Here is a 25,904-nt window from a genome sequence, read left to right on the forward strand (position 1 = left end):
GCGCGGACCCAGGCAACCGGCAAGCACACCGGCAAGCACAGCACCGTCTCGGTCATGAGGCCGACGGAGGAGACGCCATGACCGTCGAAGCCACCACCCCGGCGCAGCAGGTGCCGGTGAACCTGGTCACCGTCACCATCGACGGCTTCCAGGTGAGCGTCCCGAAGGGCACTCTGATCATCCGGGCGGCCGAGCTGCTCGGCATCCAGATCCCCCGGTTCTGCGACCACCCGCTGCTGGAGCCGGCCGCCAACTGCCGCCAGTGCCTGGTGGACATCCCCGACGCCGGCAACGGCCGGGGGTTCCCCAAGCCGCAGCCCTCCTGCGCGATCGAGGTCGCCGAGGGCATGGTCGTCCAGACCCAGCTCACCTCCCCGGTCGCCGAGAAGGCGCAGCGCGGCGTGATGGAGCTGCTGCTCCTGAACCACCCGCTCGACTGCCCGGTCTGCGACAAGGGCGGCGAGTGCCCGCTGCAGAACCAGGCGATGTCCAACGGCCAGGGCGAGAGCCGCTTCACCGAGAAGAAGCGGACCTTCGACAAGCCCGTCGCGCTCTCCTCCGAGGTGCTGCTCGACCGCGAGCGCTGCGTTCAGTGCGCGCGCTGCATCCGCTTCTCCGACGAGATCGCCGGCGACCCGCTCATCGACTTCTTCGAGCGAGGGGCCAAGGAGCAGGTCGCCACCGCCGACGGCCGCCCGTTCGAGTCCTACTTCTCCGGCAACACCGTGCAGATCTGCCCGGTGGGCGCGCTGACCGGTGCCGCGTACCGCTTCCAGGCCCGCCCGTTCGACCTGGTCTCCACGCCCAGCGCCTGCGAGCACTGTGCGAGCGGCTGCTCCCTGCGCACCGACCACCGGCGCGGCAAGGTCACCCGCCGCCTGGCCGGGGACGACCCCGAGGTCAACGAGGAGTGGAACTGCGACAAGGGCCGCTGGGCCTTCACCTACGCGACCCAGCCGGACCGGCTGAGGACCCCCCTCGTCCGTGACGAGGAGGGACGCCTGGTCCCGGCCTCCTGGCCCGAGGCGTTCGCCGCGGCGGCCAAGGGCCTGTCCGCGGCGCGCGGGCGCGCGGGCGTGCTGGTCGGCGGTCGCCTCACCGTCGAAGAGGCGTACGGGTACGCGAAGTTCGCCCGGATCGCCCTCGGCACGAACGACGTCGACTTCCGCGCCAGGCCGCACTCCGAGGAGGAGGCGCGGTTCCTGGCGCACGCCGTCGCGGGCAGGGGCATCGAGGTCCGCTACGCCGACCTGGAGAAGGCGCCCGCGGTGCTCCTGGCGGGCTTCGAGCCCGACGAGGAGTCGCCGATCGTCTTCCTGCGCCTGCGCAAGGCGGCGCGGAAGAAGGGACTGAAGGTCTTCTCGGTCGCGCCGTTCGCCGGTCCCGGGCTGGCCAAGATGGGCGGCACCCTGATCCCGGCGGTGCCGGGCTCGGAGACCGCCGTCCTGGACGACCTGGCCGCCGCGGACGCGCTCGCCGCCGAGGCGATCAGGCAGCCGGGCGCGATCATCCTGGCCGGTGAGCGGCTCGCCACCGTGCCGGGCGCGCTGTCGGCGCTGCTGCGGCTCGCCGACTCCACCGGCGCCCGTCTCGCCTGGATCCCGCGCCGCGCCGGTGAGCGCGGGGCCGTCGAGGCCGGGGCGCTGCCGAACCTGCTGCCGATCGGCCGCCCGGTCGGCGACGAGACCGCCCGCGCCGAGGTGGCCAGGGCGTGGGACGTCTCCTCCCTGCCCGAGGCCGAGGGCCGCGACACCACCGCCATGCTGGCGGCGGCGCTCGACGGCCGGATCGACGCCCTCGTCGTCGCCGGTGTCGACCCCTACGACCTGGCCGCGCCGCAGGCCGCACTGCTCGCCCTGGAGAACACCCCGTTCATCGTGAGCCTGGAGCAGCGCGCCAGCGCGGTCACCGACCGCGCCGACGTGGTGCTCCCCGTCGCCGTGGTGGCCGAGAAGTCGGGCACCTTTGTAGACTGGGAGGGACGCGGGCGCACCTTCGAGGAGGCGCTCCCGGTTCCGGGGATCATGAGTGACCTGCGGGTCATCTCCGCCATCGCCGACGCCATGGACGTGCACCTCGGCCTGCCCGACCCCGCCGCCGCCCGCCGCGAGCTCAGCGCGATCGGCGCGTGGCGCGGCCCCAGGGCCGCCGCCCCGGAGGCGGCCGGCCGGGCCGCCGCCAGGCCGGAGGCCGGAGAGGCCGTCCTGGCCAGCTGGCACCTGCTGCTCGACGACGGCCGACTGCAGGCCGGGGAGCCGTACCTGGCGGGCACCGCCCGCCCGGCCGTGGCGCTGGTGTCGGAGTCCACCGCGGCCGAGTCCGGCCTGGTCGACGGCGGCGAGATCGTCGTCGGCACCGAGTACGGCTCGCTGAGCCTGCCCGTGCGGATCGCGGACCTGCCCGACCGGGTGGTGTGGCTGCCGGCCAACTCCGCGGGCCGCTCGGTCACCCGGGACCTGCGCGCCGTCGCCGGTGACGTGGTCAGGGTCGGCGCCTCCGCCGGGAACGCCGCGCCCGCCGCCACGAGCCAGGTCACGCCCGGCAGCGCCGTTTCGGTCGCGCCCGTCGTCGCCGCCCCGGTCACGCCCGGTCCGGCGAGTACCGTCGCGGGCACCGTCGTGGGCACTGACACGGGGCCCGACGAGCGTGCCACCGGCACGACGGCCGGCGAGGCACGTGCCGCCGGCGAAGCTAACGAGGAGCGGTAATGAATGCCCGGACTCTTCTAGCGGCCGATCCGACCCTCGCCGACTTCGGCAAGGACCCGCTCTGGATCAGCATCATCAAGGCCGCCGTCATCTTCATCGTCCTGATGCTGGGCGTGCTGTTCGGCGTGTGGTTCGAGCGCAAGCTCATCTCCCGCATGCAGAACCGGTACGGCCCCAACCGGGCGGGCAAGTTCGGGTTGCTCCAGTCGGTCGCCGACGGTCTCAAGATGGGGCTGAAGGAAGACCTGATGCCCCGGACCGTCGACAAGGTGATCTACTTCATCGCCCCGGTCGTCCTGGCGGTCCCGGCCTTCCTGGCCTTCTCCGTCATCCCGATGGGCCCGATGGTCTCGATGTTCGGGGTCCAGACGCCGCTGCAGCTCACCGACCTGCCGGTCGCGGTGCTGCTGGTGCTCGCGATGGCCTCGATCGGCGTGTACGGCATCGTGCTGGCCGGCTGGGGCTCGCGCTCCCCCTACTCGGTGCTCGGCGGCCTGCGGGCCAGTGCCCAGGTGGTCTCGTACGAGATCGCGATGGGCCTGTCGTTCGTGGGCGTCTTCCTGTTCGCCGGGACCCTCTCCACCTCGGAGATCGTCGCGGCACAGGCGACGGGCGGGGTGGTCACCCTGTTCGGCGTGCAGTTCTCGATGCCCTCCTGGTACATGATCCTGCTGATCCCGTCCTTCCTGATCTACATCGTCACGATGCTGGGCGAGACCAACCGGGTCCCCTTCGACCTGCCCGAGGGCGAGGGCGAGCTGGTCGGCGGCTTCCAGACCGAGTACTCCAACTCGTTGAAGTTCGCGGTCATCATGCTCGCCGAGTACGTCAACGTCTTCGTGGTCTCCGCGGTCTCCATCACCCTGTTCATGGGCGGCTGGCGGGCCCCGTGGCCGATCTCCATGTGGGACGGGGCGAACGCCGGCTGGTGGCCGCTGCTGTGGTTCTTCCTCAAGATGGTGCTGGTCTTCTCCTTCTTCATCTGGTGCCGGGCCTCGCTGCCGCGCGTCAGGTACGACCAGCTGATGGCCCTCGGCTGGAAGATCCTCATCCCGGTCAACCTGGCCTGGATCCTGCTCGTCGCCACGGTCAGGGCCCTGCAGCTGGAGAGCGTCGACCGCTCGCTCGTGCTCATCCTGGCCGCGCTCGTGATGATCGCCTGCCTCGGGATCTGGTGGCGCTTCGACAGCGTGCTGCAGAGGCGCAAGGAGGCCAAGGCCGCCCAGGTCGAGGCCGAGTTCGAGCAACTCCAAGCCGAGCCGTCCGCGGGTGGCTTCCCGGTGCCGCCGCTCGACCTGCCGCACTACCACGGTGTAGCGCGCAAGGAGGTTCCCAGTGGGAGCAACTGATTGGCTGAACCCCATCAAGGGGTTCGGCGTGACCTTCCACACGATGTTCAAGAAGGTCGAGACGGTCAACTACCCCGAGGAGCAGCGGCCCACGGCTCCGCGCTTCCATGGCCGGCACCAGCTCAACCGCTGGCCCGACGGCCTGGAGAAGTGCATCGGCTGCGAGCTGTGCGCCTGGGCCTGCCCGGCTGACGCGATCTTCGTCGAGGGCGCGGACAACACCGACGAGGAGCGGTTCTCGCCGGGTGAGCGTTACGGGCGCACCTACCAGATCAACTATCTGCGGTGCATCCTGTGCGGCCTGTGCATCGAGGCGTGCCCGACACGGGCGCTCACGATGACCAACGAGTACGACCTCGCCGACAGCAGTCGTGAGAGCCTGATCTACACCAAGGAGATGCTGCTCTCGCCGCTCGGTCCCGGCATGGAGGCCCCGCCGCACGCCATGCGTCTCGGCGAGACCGAAGAGGACTACTACCGGCTGGGACGCAACAATGGGTGAGACCATCACGTTCTGGGTTCTCGCGGTCGTCTCGGTGGGGGCCGCCTTCGGGCTCGTCTTCAGCCGCAAGGCGGTCTACTCGGCCCTGATGCTGGGCGTCGTCATGCTGTCGCTGGCCGTGCTGTACGCGGTCCAGGACGCCCCCTTCCTCGCCGCGGTGCAGATCATCGTCTACACCGGCGCGGTCATGATGCTCTTCCTGTTCGTCCTGATGCTCGTCGGCGTCGACTCCGCCGACTCGCTGGTCGAGACGATCAAGGGACAGCGCCTCTGGGCGGCCGTCGCGGGCCTGAGCTTCGCGGCCCTGCTCGCCCTGGGCGTCGGCAACGCCACCTACGCCGCGCCCACCGGCCTCGCCGGGGCCGTGAAGGAGGCGGGCGGCAACGTGCCCTCCCTGGCGCAGCTGATCTTCACCAGATACGTCTTCGCCTTCGAGGTCACCTCGGCGCTGCTGATCACCGCCGCGCTCGGCGCGATGGTGCTGGCGCACCGCGAGCGCGTCCGGCCCAAGGCCACCCAGCGCGACCTGGCCCGCGCCCGCTTCAACGGCCCGCAGCCCTCGCCGCTGCCGGGGCCCGGCACCTACGCGTTGCACAACGCGATCGACATGCCGGCCCTGCTGCCCGACGGCACGGTCGCGGAGAAGTCCATCAACCGGGTGCTCGCCCGGCACGAGATCGAGGACGGCTTCGCGCCGACCGACCCGGCGAAGGCGGCGCTCATCAAGCAGGTCCTGGAGAAGGACGCGGCACAGGGCCGTGACTCCGATCCGGACGACGAGCCCGTCCATGTGAGGGACGCGGCACTCCAGCAGGAGGACGGCAAGTGACCACTCACTACCTGGTGCTCTCCGCGCTGCTGTTCGCGATCGGCGCCGTCGGTGTGCTGGTGCGGCGCAACGCGATCGTGGTGTTCATGTGCGTGGAGCTCATGCTCAACGCCTGCAACCTCGCGTTCGTCACCTTCGCCAGGCAGCAGGGCAACCTGGACGGCCAGATCATCGCGTTCTTCGTGATGGTGGTGGCCGCGGCCGAGGTCGTCATCGGCCTCGCCATCATCGTGATGATCTTCCGAACCCGCAGGTCCGCGTCGGTGGACGACGCCAACCTGCTGAAGTACTAAGAGGTGGCCGTGGAACCCGCTGAGATCATCCAGCATTCCGGGGGCGTGATCGGAGTCTCCTGGCTCATGATCGCACTCCCGCTGCTCGGCGCCGCGGTCCTGTTGCTGGGCGGGCGCCGCACCGACCGCTGGGGACACCTCCTCGGCGTCGCGATGTCCCTGGGCGCCTTCGTGGTGGCGGTCGCCGCCTTCGTCGAGATCCTCGGACTGTCCCCGGACCAGCGCCGCCAGGGCGTCGCGCTCTACCAGTTCATCCCCGGCGTCGCCGACATGGGGCTGCTGATCGACCCGCTGTCGATCAGCTTCGCCCTGCTGATCACCGGTGTGGGATCGCTGATCCACATCTACTCGATCGGCTACATGTCGCACGACGTCGACCGGCGCAGGTTCTTCGCGTACCTGAACCTGTTCGTCGCGGCGATGCTCCTGCTGGTGCTGGCCGACAACTACGTCGCCCTGTTCATCGGCTGGGAGGGCGTGGGCCTGGCCTCGTACCTGCTCATCGGGTTCTGGCAGTTCAAGCCCTCGGCGGCGGCCGCGGCGAAGAAGGCCTTCATCGTCAACCGCGTCGGTGACTTCGGCCTGCTGATCGCGATCTTCACGGTCTTCACGACGTTCGGCACGGTCGCCTTCGGCGAGCTGTCCGGCGAGACCGTCCGCGGGGCGCTGGATTCCGGCGCTGCCTCGCAGGGCACGATCACCGCGATCGGCCTGCTGCTGCTCCTGGGCGCCTGCGGCAAGTCGGCCCAGCTGCCGCTGCAGTCGTGGCTGCTGGACGCGATGGAGGGCCCGACCCCGGTCTCGGCCCTCATCCACGCGGCGACCATGGTCACCGCGGGCGTCTACCTGGTCGTCCGCTCGGGCGCGTTCTTCGAGGCCGCCCCGACCGCGCAGCTCGTCGTGACGATCGTCGGTGTGGCCACGCTGCTCGCCGGTGCGATCATCGGTTGCGCCAAGGACGACATCAAGAAGGGCCTCGCGGGCTCGACGATGTCGCAGATCGGCTACATGATGCTCGGCGCGGGCCTCGGCCCGGTGGGCTACGCCTTCGCCATCGCGCACCTGATCGGGCACGGCTTCTTCAAGGCCAACATGTTCCTCGGGGCGGGCTCGGTCATGCACGCCATGAACGACGAGGTCGACATGCGCAAGTACGGAGGGTTGTTCTCGGTGATGAAGGTCACCGCGGCCACCTTCATCGTCGGCTACCTCGCGATCATCGGCTTCCCGCTGCTGTCCGGTTACTTCACCAAGGACGGCATCATCGAGACGGCCATGCACCAGAACCCGATCCTGGGCTGGCTCGCGGTCGTGGGCGCGGGCATCACCGGCTTCTACATGTCGCGGATGGTCTTCATGACCTTCTTCGGCAAGAAGCGCTGGGCCGACGACGCGCACCCGCACGAGTCGCCCTCGGTGATGACCGTGCCGCTCATCCTGCTCTCGATCGGCTCGATCGTCCTGGGCGCCTTCCTGGTCCTGGACAACCGGTTCATGAGGTTCCTCGCCCCGGCGGTCGGCGCGCCCGAGCACGAGCCCGTATTCGACCCCTTCACCCCCGCCGGCCTGGCCACGCTCGCGCTGGTCGCCGTCGGCGTCGCCTTCGCCTGGTTCCGCTACGGTGCCGCCGAGGTGCCCGCGGTCGCTCCGCGCGGCTCGTTCCTCACCACCTTCGCCCGCCGTGACCTGTACGGCGACGCGCTGAACGAGGCGCTGTTCATGCGCCCCGGCCAGTGGCTGGCCCGCATCGCGGTGTTCTTCGACAACCGCGGCATCGACGGCCTGGTCAACGGCCTGGCGGCGGGGATCGGCGGGACCTCCGGGCGGCTGCGTCGCATCCAGACCGGCTACGTGCGGTCCTACGCGTTGTCCATCCTCTTCGGTGCCGCCGTGGTCGTTGGCGCGCTGCTCTACGTAGGGAACATGTGATGCCCTGGCTCTCGACCCTGATGGCCGTGCCCGTTCTGGGCGCGGTGGGTGTCTCCCTTGTCAAGAGTGACAAGCTCGCCAAGCAGCTGGCCCTGGTGGTCTCGCTGGTCGTGCTGGCGCTGACCGTTGTCCTGGCGGTCCGGTTCGACCCGGCCTCCGAGACGCGTTTCCAGTTCGCCGAGGTCTACGAGTGGATCCCGAGGTTCGGCGTCCACTACGGCGTCGGCGTCGACGGCATCGCCCTGGTGCTGATCGCGCTGTCGGCGGTGCTCGTGCCGATCGTGATCCTCGCCTCCTGGCACGACGCCGACGGCTCCGGGGCCGCGGCCCCGCCCAAGCGGTCGGTGAAGACCTACTTCGCGCTGCTGCTGGTGCTGGAAGCGATGATGATCGGCGTCTTCGCGGCGACCGACGTCTTCCTGTTCTACGTCTTCTTCGAAGCCATGCTCATCCCGATGTACTTCATGATCGGGTCGTACGGCGGGGCGCAGCGGTCCTACGCGGCCGTGAAGTTCCTGCTGTACTCGCTCTTCGGCGGCCTGCTCATGCTGGTCGCGGTGATCGCGCTCTACGTGGTCGCCGGGAAGAACACCTTCATGTTCCCCGAGCTGATCGCGGCCGTTCAGGACCCGACCACGCAGAAGTGGCTCTTCGCGGGCTTCTTCATCGCGTTCGCGGTCAAGGCGCCGCTGTGGCCGTTCCACACCTGGCTGCCCGACGCCGCCGCGCAGGCCCCGGCCGGCGCCGCGGTGCTGCTGGTGGGCGTGCTGGACAAGGTCGGCACGTACGGGATGCTCCGCTTCTGCCTGGAGCTGTTCCCCGAGGCGTCCAAGTTCTTCACCCCGCTGGTGATCGTGCTGGCGGTCGTGGGCATCGTCTACGGCGCGGTCGTGGCGATCGGCCAGACCGACATGAAGCGCTTGATCGCCTACACCTCGATCTCGCACTTCGGCTTCATCGCGCTGGGTGTCTTCGCGATGACCTCGAACGCGGGCGCGGGCGCGACCCTCTACATGGTCAACCACGGCTTCTCGACCGGCGCGCTGTTCCTGATCGCCGGCTTCCTGATCTACCGCCGGGGGTCCAGCCAGATCGCCGACTACGGAGGCGTGCAGAAGGTCGCCCCGCTGCTCGCGGGCACCTTCCTGATCGCCGGGCTGTCCGGGCTCTCCCTGCCGGGCCTGTCCACGTTCGTCAGCGAGTTCATGGTCCTGCTCGGCACCTACGAGCGCTACCCGGTCCCGGCGATCATCGCGACCAGCGGCGTCGTCCTGGCGGCCGTCTACATCCTGTGGATGTACCAGCGCATGATGACCGGCGCCCCGAAGGAACCGGCGTTCGCCGTGGCCGGCTCCCCGGAGGAGGCGGCGCACGTCCTGCCCGGCTCCCCGAAGAAGCCGGCGTTCGGTATGCCCGACCTCGACCGGCGTGAGAAGTTCGTGGTGGCCCCGCTGATCGCGGTGCTCCTGGTCCTGGGCTTCTTCCCCAAGCCGGTGCTCGACGTGATCAACCCCGCGGTGGAGAAGACGCTCACCAGCATCAACATCGAACAACCCAAACCCGCCGTGGCGGACCAGAAGGGGGCCGGCGAGTGAACGGCACCATCCAACCCCCAGTGATCGAGTACGCGCTGCTCTCGCCGATGCTGCTCGTCTTCGGCGCGGCCATCATCGGCGTGCTGGTCGAGGCGTTCGCGCCCCGCTACCTGCGCAAGTCGATCCACATGCCGCTCACGCTGCTCGCCCTGCTCGGCGCGTTCCTGATGACGGTGCTCAACGCCGTCAACGGCCTGCCGGACGCCCCGGCGGCGATGGGCTCGGTCGCGGTGGACGGGCCGTCCCTGTTCATCTGGGGCATCATCCTCGTTCTGGCCCTGGTCAGCACGCTCCTGATCAACGACGAGGAGCAGTTCGTCGCGCAGGCGGCGGCGGTGCCGGGAAGCCCCGACGAGGAGGAGGCGATCCTCAGCGGGTACGCCCAGACCGAGGTCTACCCGCTGCTGCTGTTCTCGGTCGGCGGCATGCTGCTCTTCGCCTCCGCCAACGACCTGCTGATCATGTTCGTCGGCCTTGAGGTCATGTCCCTGCCGCTGTACCTGCTCTGCGGCCTGGCCCGCCGACGCCGCCTGCTCTCGCAGGAGGCGTCGGTCAAGTACTTCCTGCTCGGCGCGTTCTCCTCGGCCTTCTTCCTGTACGGGATGGCCCTGATCTACGGTTACGCCGGGTCGGTGGACCTGAAGGCCATCAGCGCCGCGCTCAGCGCGACGAGCGGCCAGGAGACACTGTTGCTGATCGGTACCGCGCTGCTCGGCATCGGCCTGCTCTTCAAGATCGGAGCCGCGCCGTTCCAGGCGTGGAAGCCTGACGTCTACCAGGGCGCGCCCACCGCGGTCACCGCTCTGATGGCCTCCACCGTGCTCGTCGCGGCCTTCGGAGCCGTTCTCAGGGTCTTCTGGGTGGCTCTGGGCGGTCTTGAGTGGAACTGGAAGCCGGTCATGTGGGGCGTCGCGATCCTGACGATGATCGTCGGCGCGGTCCTGGCCATCACCCAGACCGAGATCAAGCGGATGCTCGCCTACTCCTCGATCGCGCACGCGGGCTTCCTGCTCACCGGTGTCGTCGCGATCGGCGCCGCCGAGCAGAACGCGCAGGCCCTCTCGGCCATCCTGTTCTACCTGGCCGCGTACGGCTTCACCACGGTCGGCGCCTTCGCGGTCGTCACCATGGTCCGCGACGCGGGAGGCGAGGCCGGGCACCTGTCCCGGTGGGCCGGCCTGGGCAAGCGCTCCCCGATCCTGGCGGGTATCTTCGCCTTCTTCCTGCTGGCCTTCGCCGGCATCCCGCTCACGAGCGGCTTCTTCGGTAAGTACGCCGTTTTCTCGGCGGCGGTCGCCGGTGACGCCCTGCCGCTGGTCGTCGTGGGTGTGGTCAGCTCGGCGATCGCGGCGTTCTTCTACGTCCGCGTCATCGTGCTGATGTTCTTCAGCGAGCCCTCCGCCGACGGGCCGTCCATCGCGGCGCCCACGGTGGGCACCTCGGCTGTGGTCGCCCTGGCGGCAGCGGCTACGGTAGTGCTCGGGGTCTTCCCGCAGCCGGTGCTCGATCTCGCGGATCAGGCTGCGTCCGCGCTGTTCATTCGCTAGAGGAGTAACGTTTCATGGCTGCGCCACCGGTTGTTGATCTTCCGTTTGTCGACGAGCGGCTGGCGCAGGACCTCGCTACCGGACTGGCAGAGGTCGAGAAGCTGTTGCGGTCCTCGGTGCAGAGCGACGACGCCTTCGTCACGGAGGCGTCCAAGCACCTCATCGAGGCCGGCGGCAAGAGGTTCCGGGCCATGCTGGTCCTGCTCGCCGCCCAGTTCGGTTCGCCGGAGGCCGCGGGTGTGGTGCCCGGAGCCGTGGTGATCGAGCTGACCCACCTGGCGACGCTCTACCACGACGACGTGATGGACGAGGCCCCGGTCCGCCGGGGCTCCCCGTCGGCGAACGCCCGCTGGGACAACACCGTGGCCATCCTGACCGGCGACTACCTGTTCGCCCAGGCGTCGGAGATCCTCGCCGACCTCGGCCCCGACATCATCAGGATCCAGGCCCAGACGTTCTCCCGCCTGGTGCGCGGCCAGATCCGCGAGACCATCGGCCCCCGCCCCGGTGACGACCAGGTGGCTCACTACATCGGGGTGCTGGCCGACAAGACCGGCTCGCTGATCGCCACCTCGGGCCGGTTCGGCGCCATGCTCAGCGGCGCCTCGCCCCAGGTGGTCGAGCGGCTGACCCGGGCCTGCGAGGCGATCGGGGTCGCGTGGCAGCTCGGCGACGACCTGCTGGACGTCGCCTCAGAGACGGTCGAGTCGGGCAAGACACCCGGAACCGACCTGCGCGAGGGCATCCGGACCCTGCCGGTGCTCTACGTCCTCGCCTCGGACGCCCCCGCCTCGGACGCCCCGGAGAGCGCCCGCCTGCGCGAGTTGCTGGCCGGTCCGGTGGCGGAGGAGGACATCGAGGAGGCCCTGCGCCTGCTCCGCGCCGACCCCGCCATGGAGCGCGCCCGCGCCGAGCTGCTCGCCTGGGCCGACCGCGCCCGCGAGGACCTCGCGAGCCTTCCCGACATCCCGGCCCGCGCCGCCTACCTGGCACTGTGCGACTACGTGGTGGAGCGTTCCGGCTGACCACCGCGCTTTTCCGGCACGCTTTCCTGCCACTGTTTCCTCGGCGCTGCGCGTCCACGTGGTGGGTGTTCCGGGCGGTACCGCTTCCCCGGCACGGTGCGTCCACATGGGGTCCCGTTTCCCCCTGGCACCGCGTGACCGCGTCGCGGGTGTTCCGGCCGGTCCCGTTAGCCTGACAGTGTGCGACCACGTCGTGAAGCGTCCGGGCCGGTCGGCGCAAGAGTGATCACCCGGCTCGCCCACCCGGCCGAGCCGGGTTTTTCGTGCGTCTTCCACGATGTTCCTTGCATGTCTAAGCAAATATTGTACGTGCATGTAGACTCCTGCCGATAGAACACTCCAGGAGGAATCACCATGTCGTGGGACCGTTTCGCCCTCTTGCACGCACGTGTGGAGGCGGAGTTGACCAAGGCCCTCCAGCGCGGGCACGGCCTCGGCCTGTCGGAGTACCGCGCACTGGTACGGCTCGCCACCGTCCCCGGCGGCTGCATGCGCATGCAGGAGCTCGCCGAGGCGGTGGGGCTCAACCAGAGCTCGGTGACCCGCCTCGTCGCCCGGCTCGAGGAGGCCGGGATGACCCGGCGCGACCTGTGCTCCGACGACCGCCGCGGCGTCTACTCGGTGATCACCGACGAGGGACGCGCCCGCCTGGCCGGGGCCACGCCCACCTACGAGCGCTCCCTGGCCGCGGCCCTGGAGCAGGCCGGCGTCGACCCGGACCTCACCCCGCTGGTTCTCGCCGTACGCGGCTCCTGATCGTCCCGGACCCCGTGGCGCCACCCTGTGACGCCACGGGGTGTGCCAGGGGTTCCTCTGCGAGTTCCTGCGCCGGGCCTGCCGGGGGCGACCAGCTGGACGAAAGTCTGGTCAGTGGTCGTAGACGATCAGGGATCGGGTGATGGGCCGGCCGGTGGCGCGCTTCTGCCAGGCGTCGGACAGAGCCGGATCGGCCGGACGCCTCACGGCGCGACCTTGACGATCATCTTTCCGGTGTTGCCGCCGCGGAGCATGCTCAGGAAGGCGTCGACCATGTTGGGCAACCCGACGACGACGGTCTCGTCCAACACGACATGGCCGCTGCGGATGTGGGGGATGAGGAAGTCCTCCAGCTCGGACTGGAGATGGACGTGGTCGCGGACCATGAAGCCCTCCAGGCGCAGGCTCTTGCCCACGATGTCGAAGAGATTGCGCGGTGCGGGCGGCGGCGTGAGGGTGTTGTACTGCGCCACCGCCCCACACCACGCGATCCTGCCCCGGTCGCGCATCGCGCCGATGGCGGCCTCGAGGTGATCACCGCCGACGTTGTCGAGATAGACGTCCACGCCCTCCGGGGCCGCGGCGGCGAGCTGGGCGGCCAGGTCGCCGGCCCGGTAGTTCAGGGCCGCGTCGAAGCCCAGATCCTTGAGCAGGTGCTCGGCCTTGGCCGCCGAACCGGTGCTGCCGATCACCCTGCCTGCGCCGAGCAGCCTGGCGATCTGGCCGGCGGCGCTGCCGACACCGCCCGCGGCGGCCGAGATGAACACGGTCTCGCCCGGCTGCAGGCGGGCCACACGGGTCAGTCCGACGTAGGCGGACAGGCCGGTGCCACCGAGCAGGCTCAGATAGGCGGAGAGCGGCACTCCCGGCGACTCCCGCAGGACGCGTACCCCGCCGGACGCCACCACCGCGTGACTGCGCCAACCCTGCCGGTGGGACACCAGCTCGCCCACGGGGAGGGCGGGGTCACGGGACTCGACCACGCGCCCGATCGCCCTGCCCTCCATCGGCGTGCCCAGCGCGCGCTCGTCCATCTCCTCGCGCATGTAGGGGTCGACGGACAGGTAGACGTTCTCCACGAGCGCCTCACCGGGTCCCGGCTCCGGAGTCGGGACCTCGACATAGGAGAACTGGTCGGCGGCGGGCCACCCGTCGGGGCGCGCCACCTGATGCACAAGAACAGCCATGGGCCCAGCCAACCGCTCTCAGCCGGTCGCAGGACAATGATTTAGCGTATGGCTTAATGGTCAGCTACCGCCTGGAGGTCGACGACCTCGCCGACATGCGCTTCGCCTGCTCGCCGCTGCTTGAAGCGGTCACGAGCCTCTGGGCGTTGCGCTGGCCGGAACGGCACGCGCTGCACCTGCCGTGGATCAGGCGGACCCGCACGATGCTCGCCGCGTCGCCCACGGCCGATGCCACCCTGCTCGACGCCCTGATCGGCGCGGAGCGCGGCTGGCTGCCCGACTTCGTCACGCCCCGGCCGGACACGCCGCTGCCCGGCATCGACGAGGAGCTGCGCCGGGTACGCGAAACCGATCCGGACAAGGCGACGGCCGACATCCGGCACGTCTACGGGCGCCATCCGATCCCAGCCGTGCTGCGCCAGGGGCCCGAAGTGGTCGCCGAGGCGCTCGGGCGGTACTGGCATCTGGCGATCGAGCCCCACTGGCCCCGGATGCGAGCCGTGCTCGAAGCCGACATGCTCTACCGGGCCCGGCGGCTGGCCCGCGACGGGGCGGCCTCGATGATGACCGAGCTGGATCAGCGGGCGCGCTGGGGCGGCGGCGAGCTGCGCGTCTTCGCCGGGCAGACCCTCGAGTACGACGTGGCCGTCGCCGGACGCGGCCTCTGGCTGATCCCCGCGCTGTTCGTGCCGCAGACCATCAGCCCGGTCGGTCCGGAGGAACCGCCGACCGTGATCTACCGGGCCCGCGGCATCGGCACCCTCTGGGAACGAGGGGAGTCCCGGGCGCCTGAAGCGCTCGCCGAGCTGATCGGCCGGTCCCGGGCGAACCTGCTCGCGATCCTGGACGGGCCGATGTCGACCACGGAACTCGCCGGACGGCTCGGCGTGACCCCGAGCGCGGTGTCCCAGCACCTCAAGGTGCTGCTCAGGTCGGGTCTGCTGACCCGGTCCCGCGTCGGCCGGGTCGTGCTCTACGCCCGAACGGAGGTCGCGGACCTGCTGACGGGTCCATGACCGGCTGTCGACGCCGGCTGAGAACCGGCCCCGTGTCGCCGCCCGGCGGTTGGCACGAAGGGCCGTTCCTGAGATGGCCCGATCAGGTCAAGGACCGCTTCCAGGGCATTGGAAGCGGCCTTCGGCATTGCCGGATGTCCGCCGGCCGACAGCCGCGACCCGTCGGGCCGGTACCCCGACGTACGGGGAGTCAGCGGCGCGAGTAGGTGAGGCGCCGCAGTGCGGCTTCGGCCGGTCCTCTTCGCCCGCCGGGTGCCAGCAGTGCGGCGAGCACCACGGTGGCCAGCCAGGTCGCCACGGCGATGCCGGACGCCGCGGCGTCGCCGACATGCGTGCCGAGCCCTCCGGTGTACGGCGCGAACACCGCTACGAAGATCACTGACTGGAGGAGGTAGCAGGTCAGTGACCATTGGCCGCACGCGGCCAGGGCCCTGACGACCGGGCCGGGGTGGCCGCGCCGCATCCGGCTGACGGCGAGTCCGATGATGGCCGCGTACGCGAGTCCGCCGGCGATGCCGGTCACGCTGTGCAGTGCGTACGCCGACACGGCCACCATGTCCGACGGCGTCCAGATGCGGGTGTCGATCAGCATCATCGGCACCGCGCCGGCGAGGGCCGGTCCGGTGCCCAGGACGGCGACCCGGGAGAGCAGGTCCCGGTGGGAGATGGGGTCTTCCAGCAGGCGGCGTCTTGCCGCCCAGATCCCGAACAGGAAGGCCGGCACGACGCCGGCGGCGAAGTAGGTGGGCGTCATTCCGGACCAGCCGATGAGCCGCATCACGGTCGCCTCGATCGGGTCCGCCATGGCGGCGGGCGTGTCGCCCTTGGGCGCGGAGATGGTGAGCAGTCCGAAGCCGAACAGGATCACGACGTGCAGTACCAGCCCTACGACGGCGGCCCGTAGCACGACCTTGTCCTCGCGCCGGATGAACCCGACGAGCACGAGCCCGACCAGCCCGTACGCCCCGAGGATGTCACCGAAGAACAGCAGCAGCGCGTGGCAGAACCCGAACGCCAGCAGCCACAGGCTCCGCCGGCGCAGCATCTTGCGCACCTGTGGCCAGCTCCTGCCCGTGGCGAGCTGCCGGTTGGCGAGTTGCACCAGGCCGTAGCCGAACAGGGCGGCGAACATGGGCAGCGCGCGTCCGTCCACCAGCAGGATCTGCGTCCCGGCGACCAGTCGGTCCAGGGCGCCGCCGTCGAGCGCGTAGCCGCGGAAGCCCGTGTCGTGGCCTGACAGGTACATGTGCGCGTGTGCCACCGCGATGAGCAGCAGCATCAGCCCGCGTGCGAGATCGGGCGCGAGCGCGCGCTGGGTGATGGGAGTGGCCCCGTGAACGGGGGCCGGTGGGGCGATGGACATGGTTGTCCCCTCAGAATTAGATACAGGAGTGTAGCTAATGTTGAGAGTAAGATACACCCGTGCAGCTAAGCAAGAGGGGTGGGGATGGGCGATCACAACGTCCGGATGCGCCGGCGCGGAGAAGAACTGCTGAAGGCCATCCACGATGCCGTGCTGGAAGAGGTGGTGGAGGTCGGTGCGGGCCGGCTGACCATGGACGGCATCGCCCGGCGCGCGGCCACGCCCCGCACGACCCTGTATCGCCGCTGGTCGGACCCGTTGGAGGTGCTCCTCGACGCGCTCTACCACCAGCACCCGGTCGAGGAGCCGACGGCGGGGGCCGACGACCTGCGCGGTGACCTCATCCGCGCCCTGCGCCTCATGGTGGACTGGGCCTTCAGCCCGGCGGGCCGCGCCGTCGCGGCCATCCTCACCGACCCGAAGAGCGCCGCGCTGATGTCCGAGGCCCTGTTCGAGCGGGTCTTCGCCAACCGGGGCGGCACGTTCACCCGCACCGTGCTGCAGCACTACGCCGACCGGGGCCACTTCCCGGCTGAGCTACTTACCCCGGTCGTGGCCGACATCGGCGAGGCCCTCGTCACCAAGCGCCTGATCGACGCCGGGGCACCGCCCAGCGACGAGGACCTCGCGGCGATAGTCGACCAGGCGATCCTGCCCGCGATCGGGAATCCCACCGGCAGCCGGTCCGACCCTGGCAGAGGACCGCGTTGACGATCTCCCGCATCTCGTAGCCGGCTGCGTGACAACAGGCACGGCCGACCACGAAGGAGGTCGGGCCGACCGGGCAGGAGCCCCCGGTTCCGCCGATCTCGCAGTAGCCGTTCGGGTTCTTGTACAGGTATCGCTGGTGGTAGAGCTACAGCTCATGCACGAGTTCGGCAGGCCGGTCGCCGTCCTCGCCCACCTGGCAGTAGCGGCAGGTTCCGCGTCGGCGCAGGCCGTAGGCGCAGGCGGCGGCGCCAAGGGCCGCGCCCCACACGACCCACAGCATGCCTGGCGCGTTGGCGCCCCACGTGGCGAGATCGACGCCCATCCGGACGTTCATCAGCCCGGCGGGTATCAGGACGACCGCCACGATGGAGGCGGGGATCACAGCCAGTGCCGGTGGGACTCGTTCGCCCGCCTTGAACCAGACCCAGCGTGGGTAGACCTCGCCCCACCGGCTGACGAGGCCGTGGGTGAGGACGCATCCGCAGATCGACGCGATGGCGCCGCCGAGTCCCACCTCCAGCATGCCGGGCGTCTCCTGCATCATCCGCGTGAAGTCCTCGGGAATGCCGAGCGGGATTCCGAAGTACCAGGCGATTCTGGTGACCTCGTACGGGATGGGTGCGGCGCACGCCACGTAGACGGCCCACCGGCCCCAGCGGCGCAGCGCGTCCGGCGTGGTCCATCGGCCGGTCACCGCGCCACGCCGGCCGCAATGTGCGCACGCCTGCCTGGTACGCCTCCGGTAGGCGAGGGTCGTCAGGGCCCACAGCAGGCCACCGGCGAAGACGACGATCAGGTTCAGCCGATGCCAGTACAGGATGTCCCCGATGCCGTCCTGCGGCCCGGGTACCCCGGTGAAGGCGAACACCAGCAGCAACGGGGCGAAGGCCAGCAGTACGAGCAGGGTGTAGTCAGGGATCACCAGGGCGAGCGTGCCGGCCAGGGCCCAGCCGAAGACGACCAGTGCCGTACGGGTGCCGTCTCGTCCCCATTCCCGCGCCATCGCCAGTGCCGCGATCGCGCCGACCAGCCCGACGACGGCCATGCCCGGCGCGACGATCCCGACCTCGCTGCCCTCCAGGATCGAACCCGACGCACGGTCGTCGTCGACGGGCGCGAACGGGAATCCGCCGCCGCCCAGCGCCCAGAAGAGCCCGAGCGCCCCGTATGACAGCGACCACACGGCCGCGGCGTATCCGGACCAGGCCGGCCAGTACCTCCACCAGCGGAGCATCCGTCCATCACGTCCTCACGTTCGGGAATCACGTTCTGGATTCAGCGTCGAGGAGACCGGGCCGTCGGCCCATGTGCCGAAAGGCCTGGGTGGAGATGGATTCGGACGGGTGAATGTGCCGTTCGGCACGGGGCGCTGGAACGGCCGGACATCTAGGCTCGGGGTATGCGCACACGAACCAGCGGAGCCCCGCGGTGGCGCGTGCGGGCCGGTGTGGCCGCCGCCGTCCTCGTGGCGCTGACCGGGATCGCCGCCGCGCCCGCGTACGGCCCGTCGGCCACGCTGCCGATGTCTCTGACGACGGCGGCCGCCCTCGGAGTGCTCGTCGCCTGGCCGTTCGACGGCCGCCGGATCGCGGCGGTCACCGGCGGGGCGGGCATCGTCTCGCTGGCCGCGACCGCCGGCGTCCTGCTGCTCGGTGCGGAACACGGAGCGGGAACCCCCGCCACCGGCTGGGTCGTCGGCGAGTCCGCGAGCCTGCTCGTCCTGATCGTTTTGGTGGTACGCGCCGCGCCCGTCCGCGCCGCGCTGATCGCCGCGGGTCTCGCGGGCGTGGCCACACCGGTCTTGCTGCTGCGGTACGGGCTGGGACCGCCGACCCTCGCGGCACTGGGCGGATTCGTCGGCTGGGGCCTGTCGGCGGCACTCGCGGCCACGATCGGGCTCTATCTGCGCTCTCTGGACGCCCATCGGGCCCGCTCCGTACGCGCGGCCCGCCAGGCACAACGCACGCGACTCGCCCGCGACCTGCATGACTTCGTCGCCCACGACGTCAGCGGGATGCTCGCCCAAGCCCAAGCCGGCCGGATCCTCGCCGAACAGGACCCGCGGCAGGCGGTGGCAGCCTTCCAGCGCATCGAGCAGGCCGCGCTCCAGGCATTGACGTCGATGGACCGGACCGTACGGATGCTGCACGACGCGGACGATCTCGTCGGCCGGACACCGCTCCCGGCGCTGGCGGACCTTCGGGAACTGGCCGATCGGTTCTCCTCCTCCGGCACCGCGGCGGTCCACCTCGACATCGACGCGGGGCTCGAAGACCCGAACGGCGTCGTGCCCCGGGAAGTGGCCGCCACGGCGTACCGGGTCGTCGTGGAGGCACTGACCAACGTGCGCCGCCACGCGGCGGCGGCGAGCCGGGCGGAGGTGACCGTCCGCCGCATCCGTACTCTCACCGGGCACGCCCTGGAGGTCACCGTGACGGACGACGCCCGAACCGGCCCCACACCCACCCGGCACGGGCTCGGCAGCGCGGCCCGCAGCGGCGGTTTCGGCCTGGCCGGCCTGGCCGAACGCGTCGAAGCGCTCGGCGGCGACCTGGCCACAGGCCCGAATCCTACGTACGGATGGCGTCTCACCGCCACCATGCCACTGGCCGCCTCGCCTCACCGCGAGGGCGTCCGGCCGGTGACGGCATGACCGGCCGGCCGACCCGCATCCTGGTCGCCGACGATCAGGAGAACATCCGCAGCGCGTTCCGGATCATCCTGGACGCCCAGCCCGACATGACCGTCGTCGCCGAGGCGGCCTGTGGGGCCACCGCCGTGGAACAGGCCCGCCATCTGCGCCCGGACGTGGTGCTCGCCGACATCCGGATGCCCCGCATCGACGGACTTGAGGTCACCCGCCTGCTCGCCGGACCACAGGTGACCGACCCGATCCATGTCGTGGTCGTCACCACCTTCGACCTCGACGACTACGTCCACACCGCACTGCGCAACGGCGCCTGCGGCTTCCTGCTGAAACGCTCCAGCCCGGCCATCCTGGCCGAAGCCGTCCGCGCCGCCATGTCCGGTGACACCCTCATCAGCCCGCAGATCACCGTACGACTCCTGCGCGCTCTCACCGCGAGACCGCAACCCACATCCGGCCGCGTCGACTCCACGCGACTCACCGATCGCGAACTCCAGATCACCCGCCTGGTCGCCCAAGGCCACACCAACGCCGAGATCGCGACCGCCCTGTTCATCTCGCCCGGTACGGTCAAGAACCACATCGCCGGCATCCAGCGCAAGCTCAGCGCCCGGAACCGCGTCGGCATCGCCGCCTGGGCCTGGGCCACCGGCAACGCCACCCCGTGACCGGACGTGATGACCCCGGGTTCGACTCCCGGAGTTCTGCACATTTCTTCGAAGGAAGAACCGCGATTCGCCGGTGACCGTCCCACAGACGAACAGCGGAGGGGCCGGATGAACCTCGCTCCGGTCCGGCGCATGGAAGGAGCCGGCCAAGGACCGGCCGTTCAGGGCGAAACCGCAGCTCTACACCTCACCAGAAGTAAGACCGGCAGGACAGGTCACGCCCGTCTCCCCGATCCCGCAGTAGCCGTTCGGGTTCTTGTACGAATACTGCCGGCGGTAGTGGTTCGCCTCCGGCGGCAGTTCCGGACGCTGACGCCCGGCGGTCACGTCGCGGGCGGTTTCAGACATGGACCACCTCCACGGGTTTCCCACACAGTTTGCCCATGTCGTCCTCATCATCCTGTTGTCCCCACCCAATACGTGAGGTCGACCAGGAAGCAATGGGGCGGGGAGTTGGAGCACTTCATTACGAGTTGGAGCCCGCTCGTCCAGGACCGTCCTTCGCCGTCTTGCATACCTGGTTAGGCGTGGTCTGGGCACTCCGTGAGTCTCGGTGTATCCACACCCGTCCAGGGCCGTTGTTACTGAGCCGATCATATGTTTTGGAACTGTTGGCGCTACCGGCTGATGTAGGCCAGGTGAGGGCCGGCGGAGAAGGCCCGGACGATGTCGGGGCGCTTTTGCAAGCCGGTGCATGCCGCTGTGCATGGCCGCGGCCAACTCGTGCTCGTCGGCGACCGCCTCACAAGCCGCCCAGGCCTTGAGGTTCTGGTCGACCCACTCATCGGGGTTGAGATCGGGTGCGTAGCCGGGCAGGAAGAACAGGCGCAACCGGCCGCCGGTACGCGCGACGAAATCACCGACCGCCCGGGCGGTGTGGATCGAGGAGCCGTCGACGATCAGGAAGATCGGCCCGGTGACAGTCCGCAGCAACCGCCCGCAAAGCCGATGAACGCCCACCGATCCATCGAGCCGTGCCACAGCCGGTAGCGCAGCGTGCCGTCCGCCCCGAACTCGATCTCCCACCGCCACTCAACAAGTACCAAAACTTATGACCGTCTCAATAACGGCTTTCTTATGCGCCGGGCTGCCCAGATGCTCCCTAAACCGATGATCATCACTTTTCCGCCATGTCCAGAAGCGGACAATTAATGGCATGTGCTATTGGCTGGAATTACGGAAGTCTTTAGGCGTATATCCGCAGGTCAAGCTCCAGTGATCGTTTTCACCTTCCCGTAGATGCGAAGCCGGAATACCGGCATGCGGCCGGTGCTTTACCAGCCTTAATAACTGTAGTCAAGTCATTGATTAACAACTTAATGCATGGAATATCGGATGTATCCGAGCAAGCGAGTCACCAAGGAGCATTCAGGTGGAAATCCCCCCAACCGCCACAAGATCCCCACGATCCCCTCGTCGTCTGGCAGTGGCACTTAGCACCGCCCTCGTCCTTGTCGGGATGGGCGCCGGGCAGGCCGTCGCGGCCCCCGCGCCTGCCCCCGTCAAGGACACCACCACCCGGCCCATCGAGCCGGCCGGCGCGGTCCCGGGCGGTTTCGCCTCCTGGAAGGACCTGCTGGCCACCCAGGAGAAGCTGGTCAAGGCCGCCGACCGTGTCACCGCCGCGGTCAAGGCGCAGGGCGGCGCCGGGTTCGCCGGCATCGTGGCCGCGCCGGAGAACCATGAGCTGCGCATTTACTGGAAGGGGGACACCCCCAAGCCCGTCCGCGACCTGCTAGGCCAGGTGCGCCAAGAGGTGCCCGTCAGCGTCCTGTCCGCCGCCTACTCGGCCCGCGAGCTGGAGCGGGAAATGAACCGCCTGGCCCGCAAGTCCGGCGACGTGATCACGGCGATCGCGCCAAACGTCGACGGCTCGGGCCTCACGGTATCGGGCGCCGACTACGGCCTCACCCGCTCGAAGGTCGCCGACTCGGCGGTGCCGGTGACCGTGGAGGCCGGCGTCAAGCCGACGCTGACCACCCGCTGGGACGACTCCCCGCCCTGGTGGGGCGGCGCGGCCTGGCGTAACGCCAGCACCGGCGGCGGCTGCTCGACGGGCTTCGCCGTCACCTACGGCGGGACGAGCAGGATGCTGTCCGCGGGCCACTGCGGCAACGTCGGTCAGACGGCCACCGACCCGACCGGCCAGGTGATCGGCTCGATCTCGCCGGACAACGACGGCCTTGACGTGCTGCTGATCAACGGCACCTCCGCGGGCCGGGTCTTCAACAACAACCCCGGCTCCACCTCGCCGGAGTTCAGCAACCCGGTCATCGGCACCTCCAGCTCCTACGTGGGCCTGTGGGTGTGCACCTCCGGCGCGTACTCGGGCACCAACTGCAGCATCCAGGTGCAGCAGATCAATGTAACGATCAATGTGGGGTACCTGATCACGGGCACGGTGCGGGCCGAGCAGTCGGCGCGCACCAACGCGGTCGGCCAGGGCGACAGCGGTGGCTCGGTGGAGGTCATCAACTCGGCCAACACCACCCAGGTGTACGCGGCGGGCGTCAACACCGCGATCGACACCAGCACCGCGGTGCCCTGCACCGGCTACGTGACCAGCGGCCGCACCTGCGCCTGGCGGATGTACTACTCGCCGTGGAGCAACGCGACCGCCGCGTTCCCCGGTATCGCCATCGTCCTCGGATGATCGACGAGATCTGATTCGAGCGATCAGGGGCCGGTGCGCAGGCGCCGGCCCCTTTTCGTCGCCCGCACACGGACGGCCAGGCCCCAGCCAACGTGGACGAAGTACTGACCGGCCGTCGCTTGCGTGAAATGCCGAGATCGTCGCTTAGAAGGATCACAAAGGTGAACAACCCCCTGAGAACCCGCAGGTCACCCCGATTCCGTTACCTCGCCACGGCGGTCGGCGTCATGATCGCCGCCGCCGGGATGGGCACCGCCCAGGCCGCCGGCGCACCGGACCCGGTCAAGCCCTGGACCACCGGATCCGTCGAGCACACCGGGCCGGTGCCGGGTGGCTACGCCTCATGGAAGGATCTGCTGCTCGATCAGCAGAAGATGGTGAGAGCCGCCGACCGGATCACCGCCGCGCTGGCGGACGGCGGCGAAGGCTACGCCGGCGTCATCGCGGCGCCGGAGAACCGCGAGCTGCGCGTGTACTGGAAGGGTAAGCCTGCCAAGGCGATCAACGACCTCGTGGGCCGGCTGCGGCGCGACGTGGCGATCAGCGTCCTGCCGGCGCGGTACTCCGCTCGTGAGCTACGCGAGGCCGCCCGCCTGATCCGCGCCGGCAGCGGCACGCTCTCCTCGATCGCGCCACTGCAAGACGGCTCAGGACTGACGGCCTCCACCACCACGCTCGGCGCGGCCCGCACGGCGATCGCCGGCGCGGCGGTACCCGTCGACCTGGAGTACGGCGTGCGACCCGAATTGGCCAGCCGCTGGAACGACATCCCGCCGTGGTACGGCGGCGGCGCATGGCGCAACGCCGGCACCGGCGCCGGCTGCTCGACCGGCTTCGCGGTGGCGTACCAGGGCGCTCAAGGGATATGGACGGCTGGGCACTGCGGGAACCCCGGCCAGGGCGCGACCGACCCGACCGGCCAGGTCATCGGTCAGGTCTCCACCAAGGTCGCGTCCCTCGACCTGCTCTTCATCAGCGCCGGCGGCGGAGGCCGGATCTTCAACAACCCGGTCGGCAACGTATTCACGGAATACAGCAACCCGGTGATCGGCACTCAGAGTTCCTACGTCGGCCTTTTCGTCTGCACCTCCGGCGCCTATTCCGGAACCAACTGCAACATCCGGGTCACCGCGGTGGGTGTGACCCTCAGCATTCCGAGCGTCCCTGGAGGATCTCTCTTCGGCATGGTCCGGGCCGAGCAGCAGTCGTTCACCAACGCGATCGGCGGGGGCGACAGCGGCGGTCCGGTCGAGGTCGTGAACCCCAGCGACAACACCCAGGTGTACGCCGTCGGTGTGGCCTCCGCCCACGACAGCGGCACCTCCGTACCGTGCACCGGTTATGTGACCGTCGGCCGTACCTGCGCCTGGCGCATGTACTACTCCCCGTGGAGCAACGTGATCGCGGCCTTCCCTGGAATGGCCATCGTCACCGGATGATCGGCGGGCTTGGGTGTGACATGCAATGACCGAAAAGGGGTCGGCGCTCAGCGCCAACCCCTTTTTCGCGCCATGAGCCGATCGTTCCCCGGAAACGGCGGTTCACGTTTTCAAGCCCGGTTCGAACGCATCCCGTCCACTTTTCGTTCTACTGTTTGTCGGGCAATGTGATCGGAGACGTCCTCATGAATGCGAAGCATCACATCCGCACCACGGCCACCGTCCTGGGCGCGGCCCTCTGCCTGGCCGCCACCATGGCGGCATGCGCGGCCCCCGGCGGCGACACGGCCGCGACCCCCGAAGGCCCCACGCCCCCCGTTCCCCAGCCCGCCGCCGCGAGTTCCACGCCCACGGGCCAGGCCGAGGCGCCCTTCCTGGCCGACCGCGTCGGCGAGTACCTACGCCAGACCTACCCCGACCAGTACGCCGGGATAACCATCGACGGCTCCAAGCTGATCGTCTACCGCGTCCCGTCTTCCACCCTGGACAGCACTCTGCGCAGCAGGTTCCCCGCCGCCCCCGTCGAACTCCGCGACGCCGCCCACTCCGCTCGCCGCCTGGAGGCCCTGGCCCAGCGCATCACCGACGACATCGACTACTGGACCCGCAAGGGTGTCCCCATCACCACGGTGGCCGCCCGCTTCGACGGCGCCGCCGTAGAGATAGGCACCACCGACCTCCAAAAGGCAGCCGCCGAACTCCCCGAACGTTACGGCCCCGTCCCCCTGCGATTCACCGAAGCCTCCCCCACCCTCCTTCTCCCCACGACGACCCCCACCTAGCCTCGGGCTTTCACCTGGACGGTGGGGGATTTGATCGTTTACATGTGAAAAGTGCCCTCTGAACCGCCTGCCGGGGCATCGCCGCCGCCGGCTCCCGCCACGGCGGACGGCGCGGTCTTGGTGAACGGCCACGCCACGAGATCGGTGAACGGGCGCGTGATCACCCATGACGCCAGCGGATGATCCTCGGTCCTGGCTTTTCCGGGTTCCGTGCTGAGCACGTAGCCGACGAACCGGTCCGCCTCAAGGGCCATGTCCAGCTGAGAGAGCAGACGCGACCGGACACCGAGCCGTAGAAGCCAGTGTCGCAACGACAGGTACGTGCCCGTGGAGATCTCCATCAGTGGGCGTCGCCCGGATTCCCCCCTGAACCGTCGTGACGTCCAGGCCAAGGCGTTCGGCGAACCGTTCCTGGGTCAACCCCGCGGACTCACGAATGACCTTGAGCACATACCCGGAGATCCGGCCCTCACGGCCGCGCTCAGCGTTACCCCGACGGGTGGTCAGGGTTCCCGCGCCGTGGACAGTCATGAGAGGGAGCCACCGCCGTCCGCACTCGTACTTCCGGTCAGTTCTGCGACATCCGCGCTGTTCCTGGCGTTGTCACCAGCACGGACAAGCCGATCCAGAGTAACCCGCAAGGGCCTGGCGCGACCGACTCATTCAGGCGGAGCAAGGGCACGGTAGCCCGCGAGTTTCGCAGGGTCGAACGGAAATACCCACGGCCACGGCGGCGCCGATGCCCGCTCGCCTCGGACGCGACGAGGGAGACGGGCCGACTGATGAGACGTTCCCGTGGCGGCCCGGGCTTCCAGCCGGTGCCACTATCCGATGGGGAACGGTGCCTGCCAGGCAGCGATTGCTCTCGCGGCAGTGACGGTGTCCCGCTCGTCTTGCTTCAGTCT

General features: G+C 69.6%; 22 protein-coding genes and 1 pseudogene. 17 read left to right on the top strand and 6 right to left on the bottom strand.

Annotation, left to right across the window (positions count from 1 at the left end; genetic code table 11):
- Nucleotides 1-77 precede the first annotated feature (77 nt).
- From OG587_RS10260 to OG587_RS10305, 10 genes are all read left to right on the top strand, one after another.
- A complete protein-coding gene (locus OG587_RS10260; protein ID WP_329089081.1) occupies nt 78-2,708 on the top strand; it encodes an NADH-quinone oxidoreductase subunit G in 2,631 nt (876 codons plus the stop codon).
- On the top strand, nt 2,708-4,057 hold the full coding sequence (gene nuoH, locus OG587_RS10265; protein ID WP_329089083.1) for an NADH-quinone oxidoreductase subunit NuoH: 1,350 nt from the start codon (nt 2,708-2,710) through the stop codon (nt 4,055-4,057). Before OG587_RS10260 ends, nuoH begins: the two co-directional genes overlap by 1 nt.
- Complete coding sequence (gene nuoI, locus OG587_RS10270) at nt 4,044-4,559, top strand: NADH-quinone oxidoreductase subunit NuoI (protein ID WP_329089085.1); 516 nt, start codon at nt 4,044-4,046, stop codon at nt 4,557-4,559. Before nuoH ends, nuoI begins: the two co-directional genes overlap by 14 nt.
- A complete protein-coding gene (locus OG587_RS10275) occupies nt 4,552-5,388 on the top strand; it encodes an NADH-quinone oxidoreductase subunit J (RefSeq protein ID WP_329089087.1) in 837 nt (278 codons plus the stop codon). The genes nuoI and OG587_RS10275 overlap by 8 nt, the downstream gene beginning before the upstream one ends.
- Nucleotides 5,385-5,681, top strand: a complete 297-nt coding sequence (gene nuoK, locus OG587_RS10280) for an NADH-quinone oxidoreductase subunit NuoK (RefSeq protein ID WP_329089089.1) — start codon at nt 5,385-5,387, stop codon at nt 5,679-5,681. The genes OG587_RS10275 and nuoK overlap by 4 nt, the downstream gene beginning before the upstream one ends.
- Before the next feature lie 66 nt (nt 5,682-5,747).
- Nucleotides 5,748-7,610, top strand: a complete 1,863-nt coding sequence (nuoL, locus tag OG587_RS10285; protein ID WP_329093809.1) for an NADH-quinone oxidoreductase subunit L — start codon at nt 5,748-5,750, stop codon at nt 7,608-7,610.
- Nucleotides 7,610-9,205 carry an NADH-quinone oxidoreductase subunit M gene (locus OG587_RS10290; protein WP_329089091.1) on the top strand — a complete coding sequence of 532 codons (1,596 nt, stop codon included), beginning with the start codon at nt 7,610-7,612 and terminating at the stop codon, nt 9,203-9,205. Before nuoL ends, OG587_RS10290 begins: the two co-directional genes overlap by 1 nt.
- Entirely contained in the window at nt 9,202-10,752 is a 1,551-nt protein-coding gene (nuoN, locus tag OG587_RS10295; protein WP_329089093.1) for an NADH-quinone oxidoreductase subunit NuoN, read from the top strand. The genes OG587_RS10290 and nuoN overlap by 4 nt, the downstream gene beginning before the upstream one ends.
- Nucleotides 10,753-10,766: 14 nt before the next feature.
- Nucleotides 10,767-11,777 carry a polyprenyl synthetase family protein gene (locus OG587_RS10300; protein WP_329089095.1) on the top strand — a complete coding sequence of 337 codons (1,011 nt, stop codon included), beginning with the start codon at nt 10,767-10,769 and terminating at the stop codon, nt 11,775-11,777.
- Between the two features lie 354 nt (nt 11,778-12,131).
- Complete coding sequence (locus OG587_RS10305; protein ID WP_329089097.1) at nt 12,132-12,533, top strand: MarR family winged helix-turn-helix transcriptional regulator; 402 nt, start codon at nt 12,132-12,134, stop codon at nt 12,531-12,533.
- A 203-nt stretch (nt 12,534-12,736) separates the two neighbouring features.
- Here OG587_RS10305 and OG587_RS10310 read toward each other — a convergent pair whose 3' ends face one another.
- Nucleotides 12,737-13,720, bottom strand: coding sequence for an NADP-dependent oxidoreductase (locus OG587_RS10310; protein ID WP_329089099.1), 984 nt, complete (start codon nt 13,718-13,720; stop codon nt 12,737-12,739).
- A 56-nt stretch (nt 13,721-13,776) separates the two neighbouring features.
- On the opposite strand from OG587_RS10310, the gene OG587_RS10315 reads away from it, so the two are divergent.
- Nucleotides 13,777-14,736 (top strand): ArsR/SmtB family transcription factor, encoded by a 960-nt coding sequence (locus OG587_RS10315; protein WP_329089101.1) that lies wholly within the window; start codon nt 13,777-13,779, stop codon nt 14,734-14,736.
- A 190-nt stretch (nt 14,737-14,926) separates the two neighbouring features.
- On the opposite strand, the gene OG587_RS10320 is transcribed toward OG587_RS10315, so the two are convergent.
- On the bottom strand, nt 14,927-16,099 hold the full coding sequence (locus OG587_RS10320; protein ID WP_329089103.1) for a DUF418 domain-containing protein: 1,173 nt from the start codon (nt 16,097-16,099) through the stop codon (nt 14,927-14,929).
- 84 nt (nt 16,100-16,183) lie between these two features.
- Between OG587_RS10320 and OG587_RS10325 the strand changes: the two genes are divergently transcribed.
- Nucleotides 16,184-16,810: a TetR/AcrR family transcriptional regulator gene (locus tag OG587_RS10325; protein WP_329089104.1), complete on the top strand. Its 627-nt coding sequence runs from the start codon at nt 16,184-16,186 to the stop codon at nt 16,808-16,810.
- A 145-nt stretch (nt 16,811-16,955) separates the two neighbouring features.
- On the opposite strand, the gene OG587_RS10335 is transcribed toward OG587_RS10325, so the two are convergent.
- Nucleotides 16,956-18,044 (bottom strand): hypothetical protein, encoded by a 1,089-nt coding sequence (locus OG587_RS10335; RefSeq protein ID WP_329089106.1) that lies wholly within the window; start codon nt 18,042-18,044, stop codon nt 16,956-16,958.
- Between the two features lie 165 nt (nt 18,045-18,209).
- Here OG587_RS10335 and OG587_RS10340 point away from each other — a divergent pair, with 165 nt between their 5' ends.
- Together OG587_RS10340 and OG587_RS10345 are read left to right on the top strand one after the other, a co-directional pair.
- Nucleotides 18,210-19,463: a sensor histidine kinase gene (locus tag OG587_RS10340; protein WP_329089109.1), complete on the top strand. Its 1,254-nt coding sequence runs from the start codon at nt 18,210-18,212 to the stop codon at nt 19,461-19,463.
- Entirely contained in the window at nt 19,460-20,125 is a 666-nt protein-coding gene (locus tag OG587_RS10345) for a response regulator transcription factor (RefSeq protein ID WP_329089110.1), read from the top strand. Before OG587_RS10340 ends, OG587_RS10345 begins: the two co-directional genes overlap by 4 nt.
- 180 nt (nt 20,126-20,305) lie before the next feature.
- On the opposite strand, the gene OG587_RS10350 is transcribed toward OG587_RS10345, so the two are convergent.
- Both OG587_RS10350 and OG587_RS47110 read right to left on the bottom strand, forming a co-directional pair.
- The gene (locus OG587_RS10350; RefSeq protein ID WP_329089111.1) at nt 20,306-20,473 is read right to left on the bottom strand and encodes a hypothetical protein; all 168 of its coding nucleotides are present in this window, start codon (nt 20,471-20,473) and stop codon (nt 20,306-20,308) included.
- Between the two features lie 444 nt (nt 20,474-20,917).
- Nucleotides 20,918-21,157: pseudogene (locus tag OG587_RS47110) on the bottom strand (transposase); the annotation flags it as partial.
- A 394-nt stretch (nt 21,158-21,551) separates the two neighbouring features.
- On the opposite strand from OG587_RS47110, the gene OG587_RS10360 reads away from it, so the two are divergent.
- The 3 genes from OG587_RS10360 (at nt 21,552) to OG587_RS10370 (ending at nt 24,999) form a co-directional block, all read left to right on the top strand.
- On the top strand, nt 21,552-22,778 hold the full coding sequence (locus OG587_RS10360; RefSeq protein ID WP_329089115.1) for a hypothetical protein: 1,227 nt from the start codon (nt 21,552-21,554) through the stop codon (nt 22,776-22,778).
- A 161-nt stretch (nt 22,779-22,939) separates the two neighbouring features.
- Nucleotides 22,940-24,217 (top strand): hypothetical protein, encoded by a 1,278-nt coding sequence (locus OG587_RS10365; protein ID WP_329089116.1) that lies wholly within the window; start codon nt 22,940-22,942, stop codon nt 24,215-24,217.
- A 185-nt stretch (nt 24,218-24,402) separates the two neighbouring features.
- Nucleotides 24,403-24,999, top strand: a complete 597-nt coding sequence (locus OG587_RS10370) for a hypothetical protein (protein ID WP_329089117.1) — start codon at nt 24,403-24,405, stop codon at nt 24,997-24,999.
- A 38-nt stretch (nt 25,000-25,037) separates the two neighbouring features.
- On the opposite strand, the gene OG587_RS10375 is transcribed toward OG587_RS10370, so the two are convergent.
- Complete coding sequence (locus tag OG587_RS10375; protein ID WP_329089118.1) at nt 25,038-25,340, bottom strand: hypothetical protein; 303 nt, start codon at nt 25,338-25,340, stop codon at nt 25,038-25,040.
- Between the last annotated feature and the right edge of the window lie 564 nt (nt 25,341-25,904).

The organism is Streptosporangium sp. NBC_01469, from assembly GCF_036227305.1.
Classification (GTDB): domain Bacteria; phylum Actinomycetota; class Actinomycetes; order Streptosporangiales; family Streptosporangiaceae; genus Streptosporangium.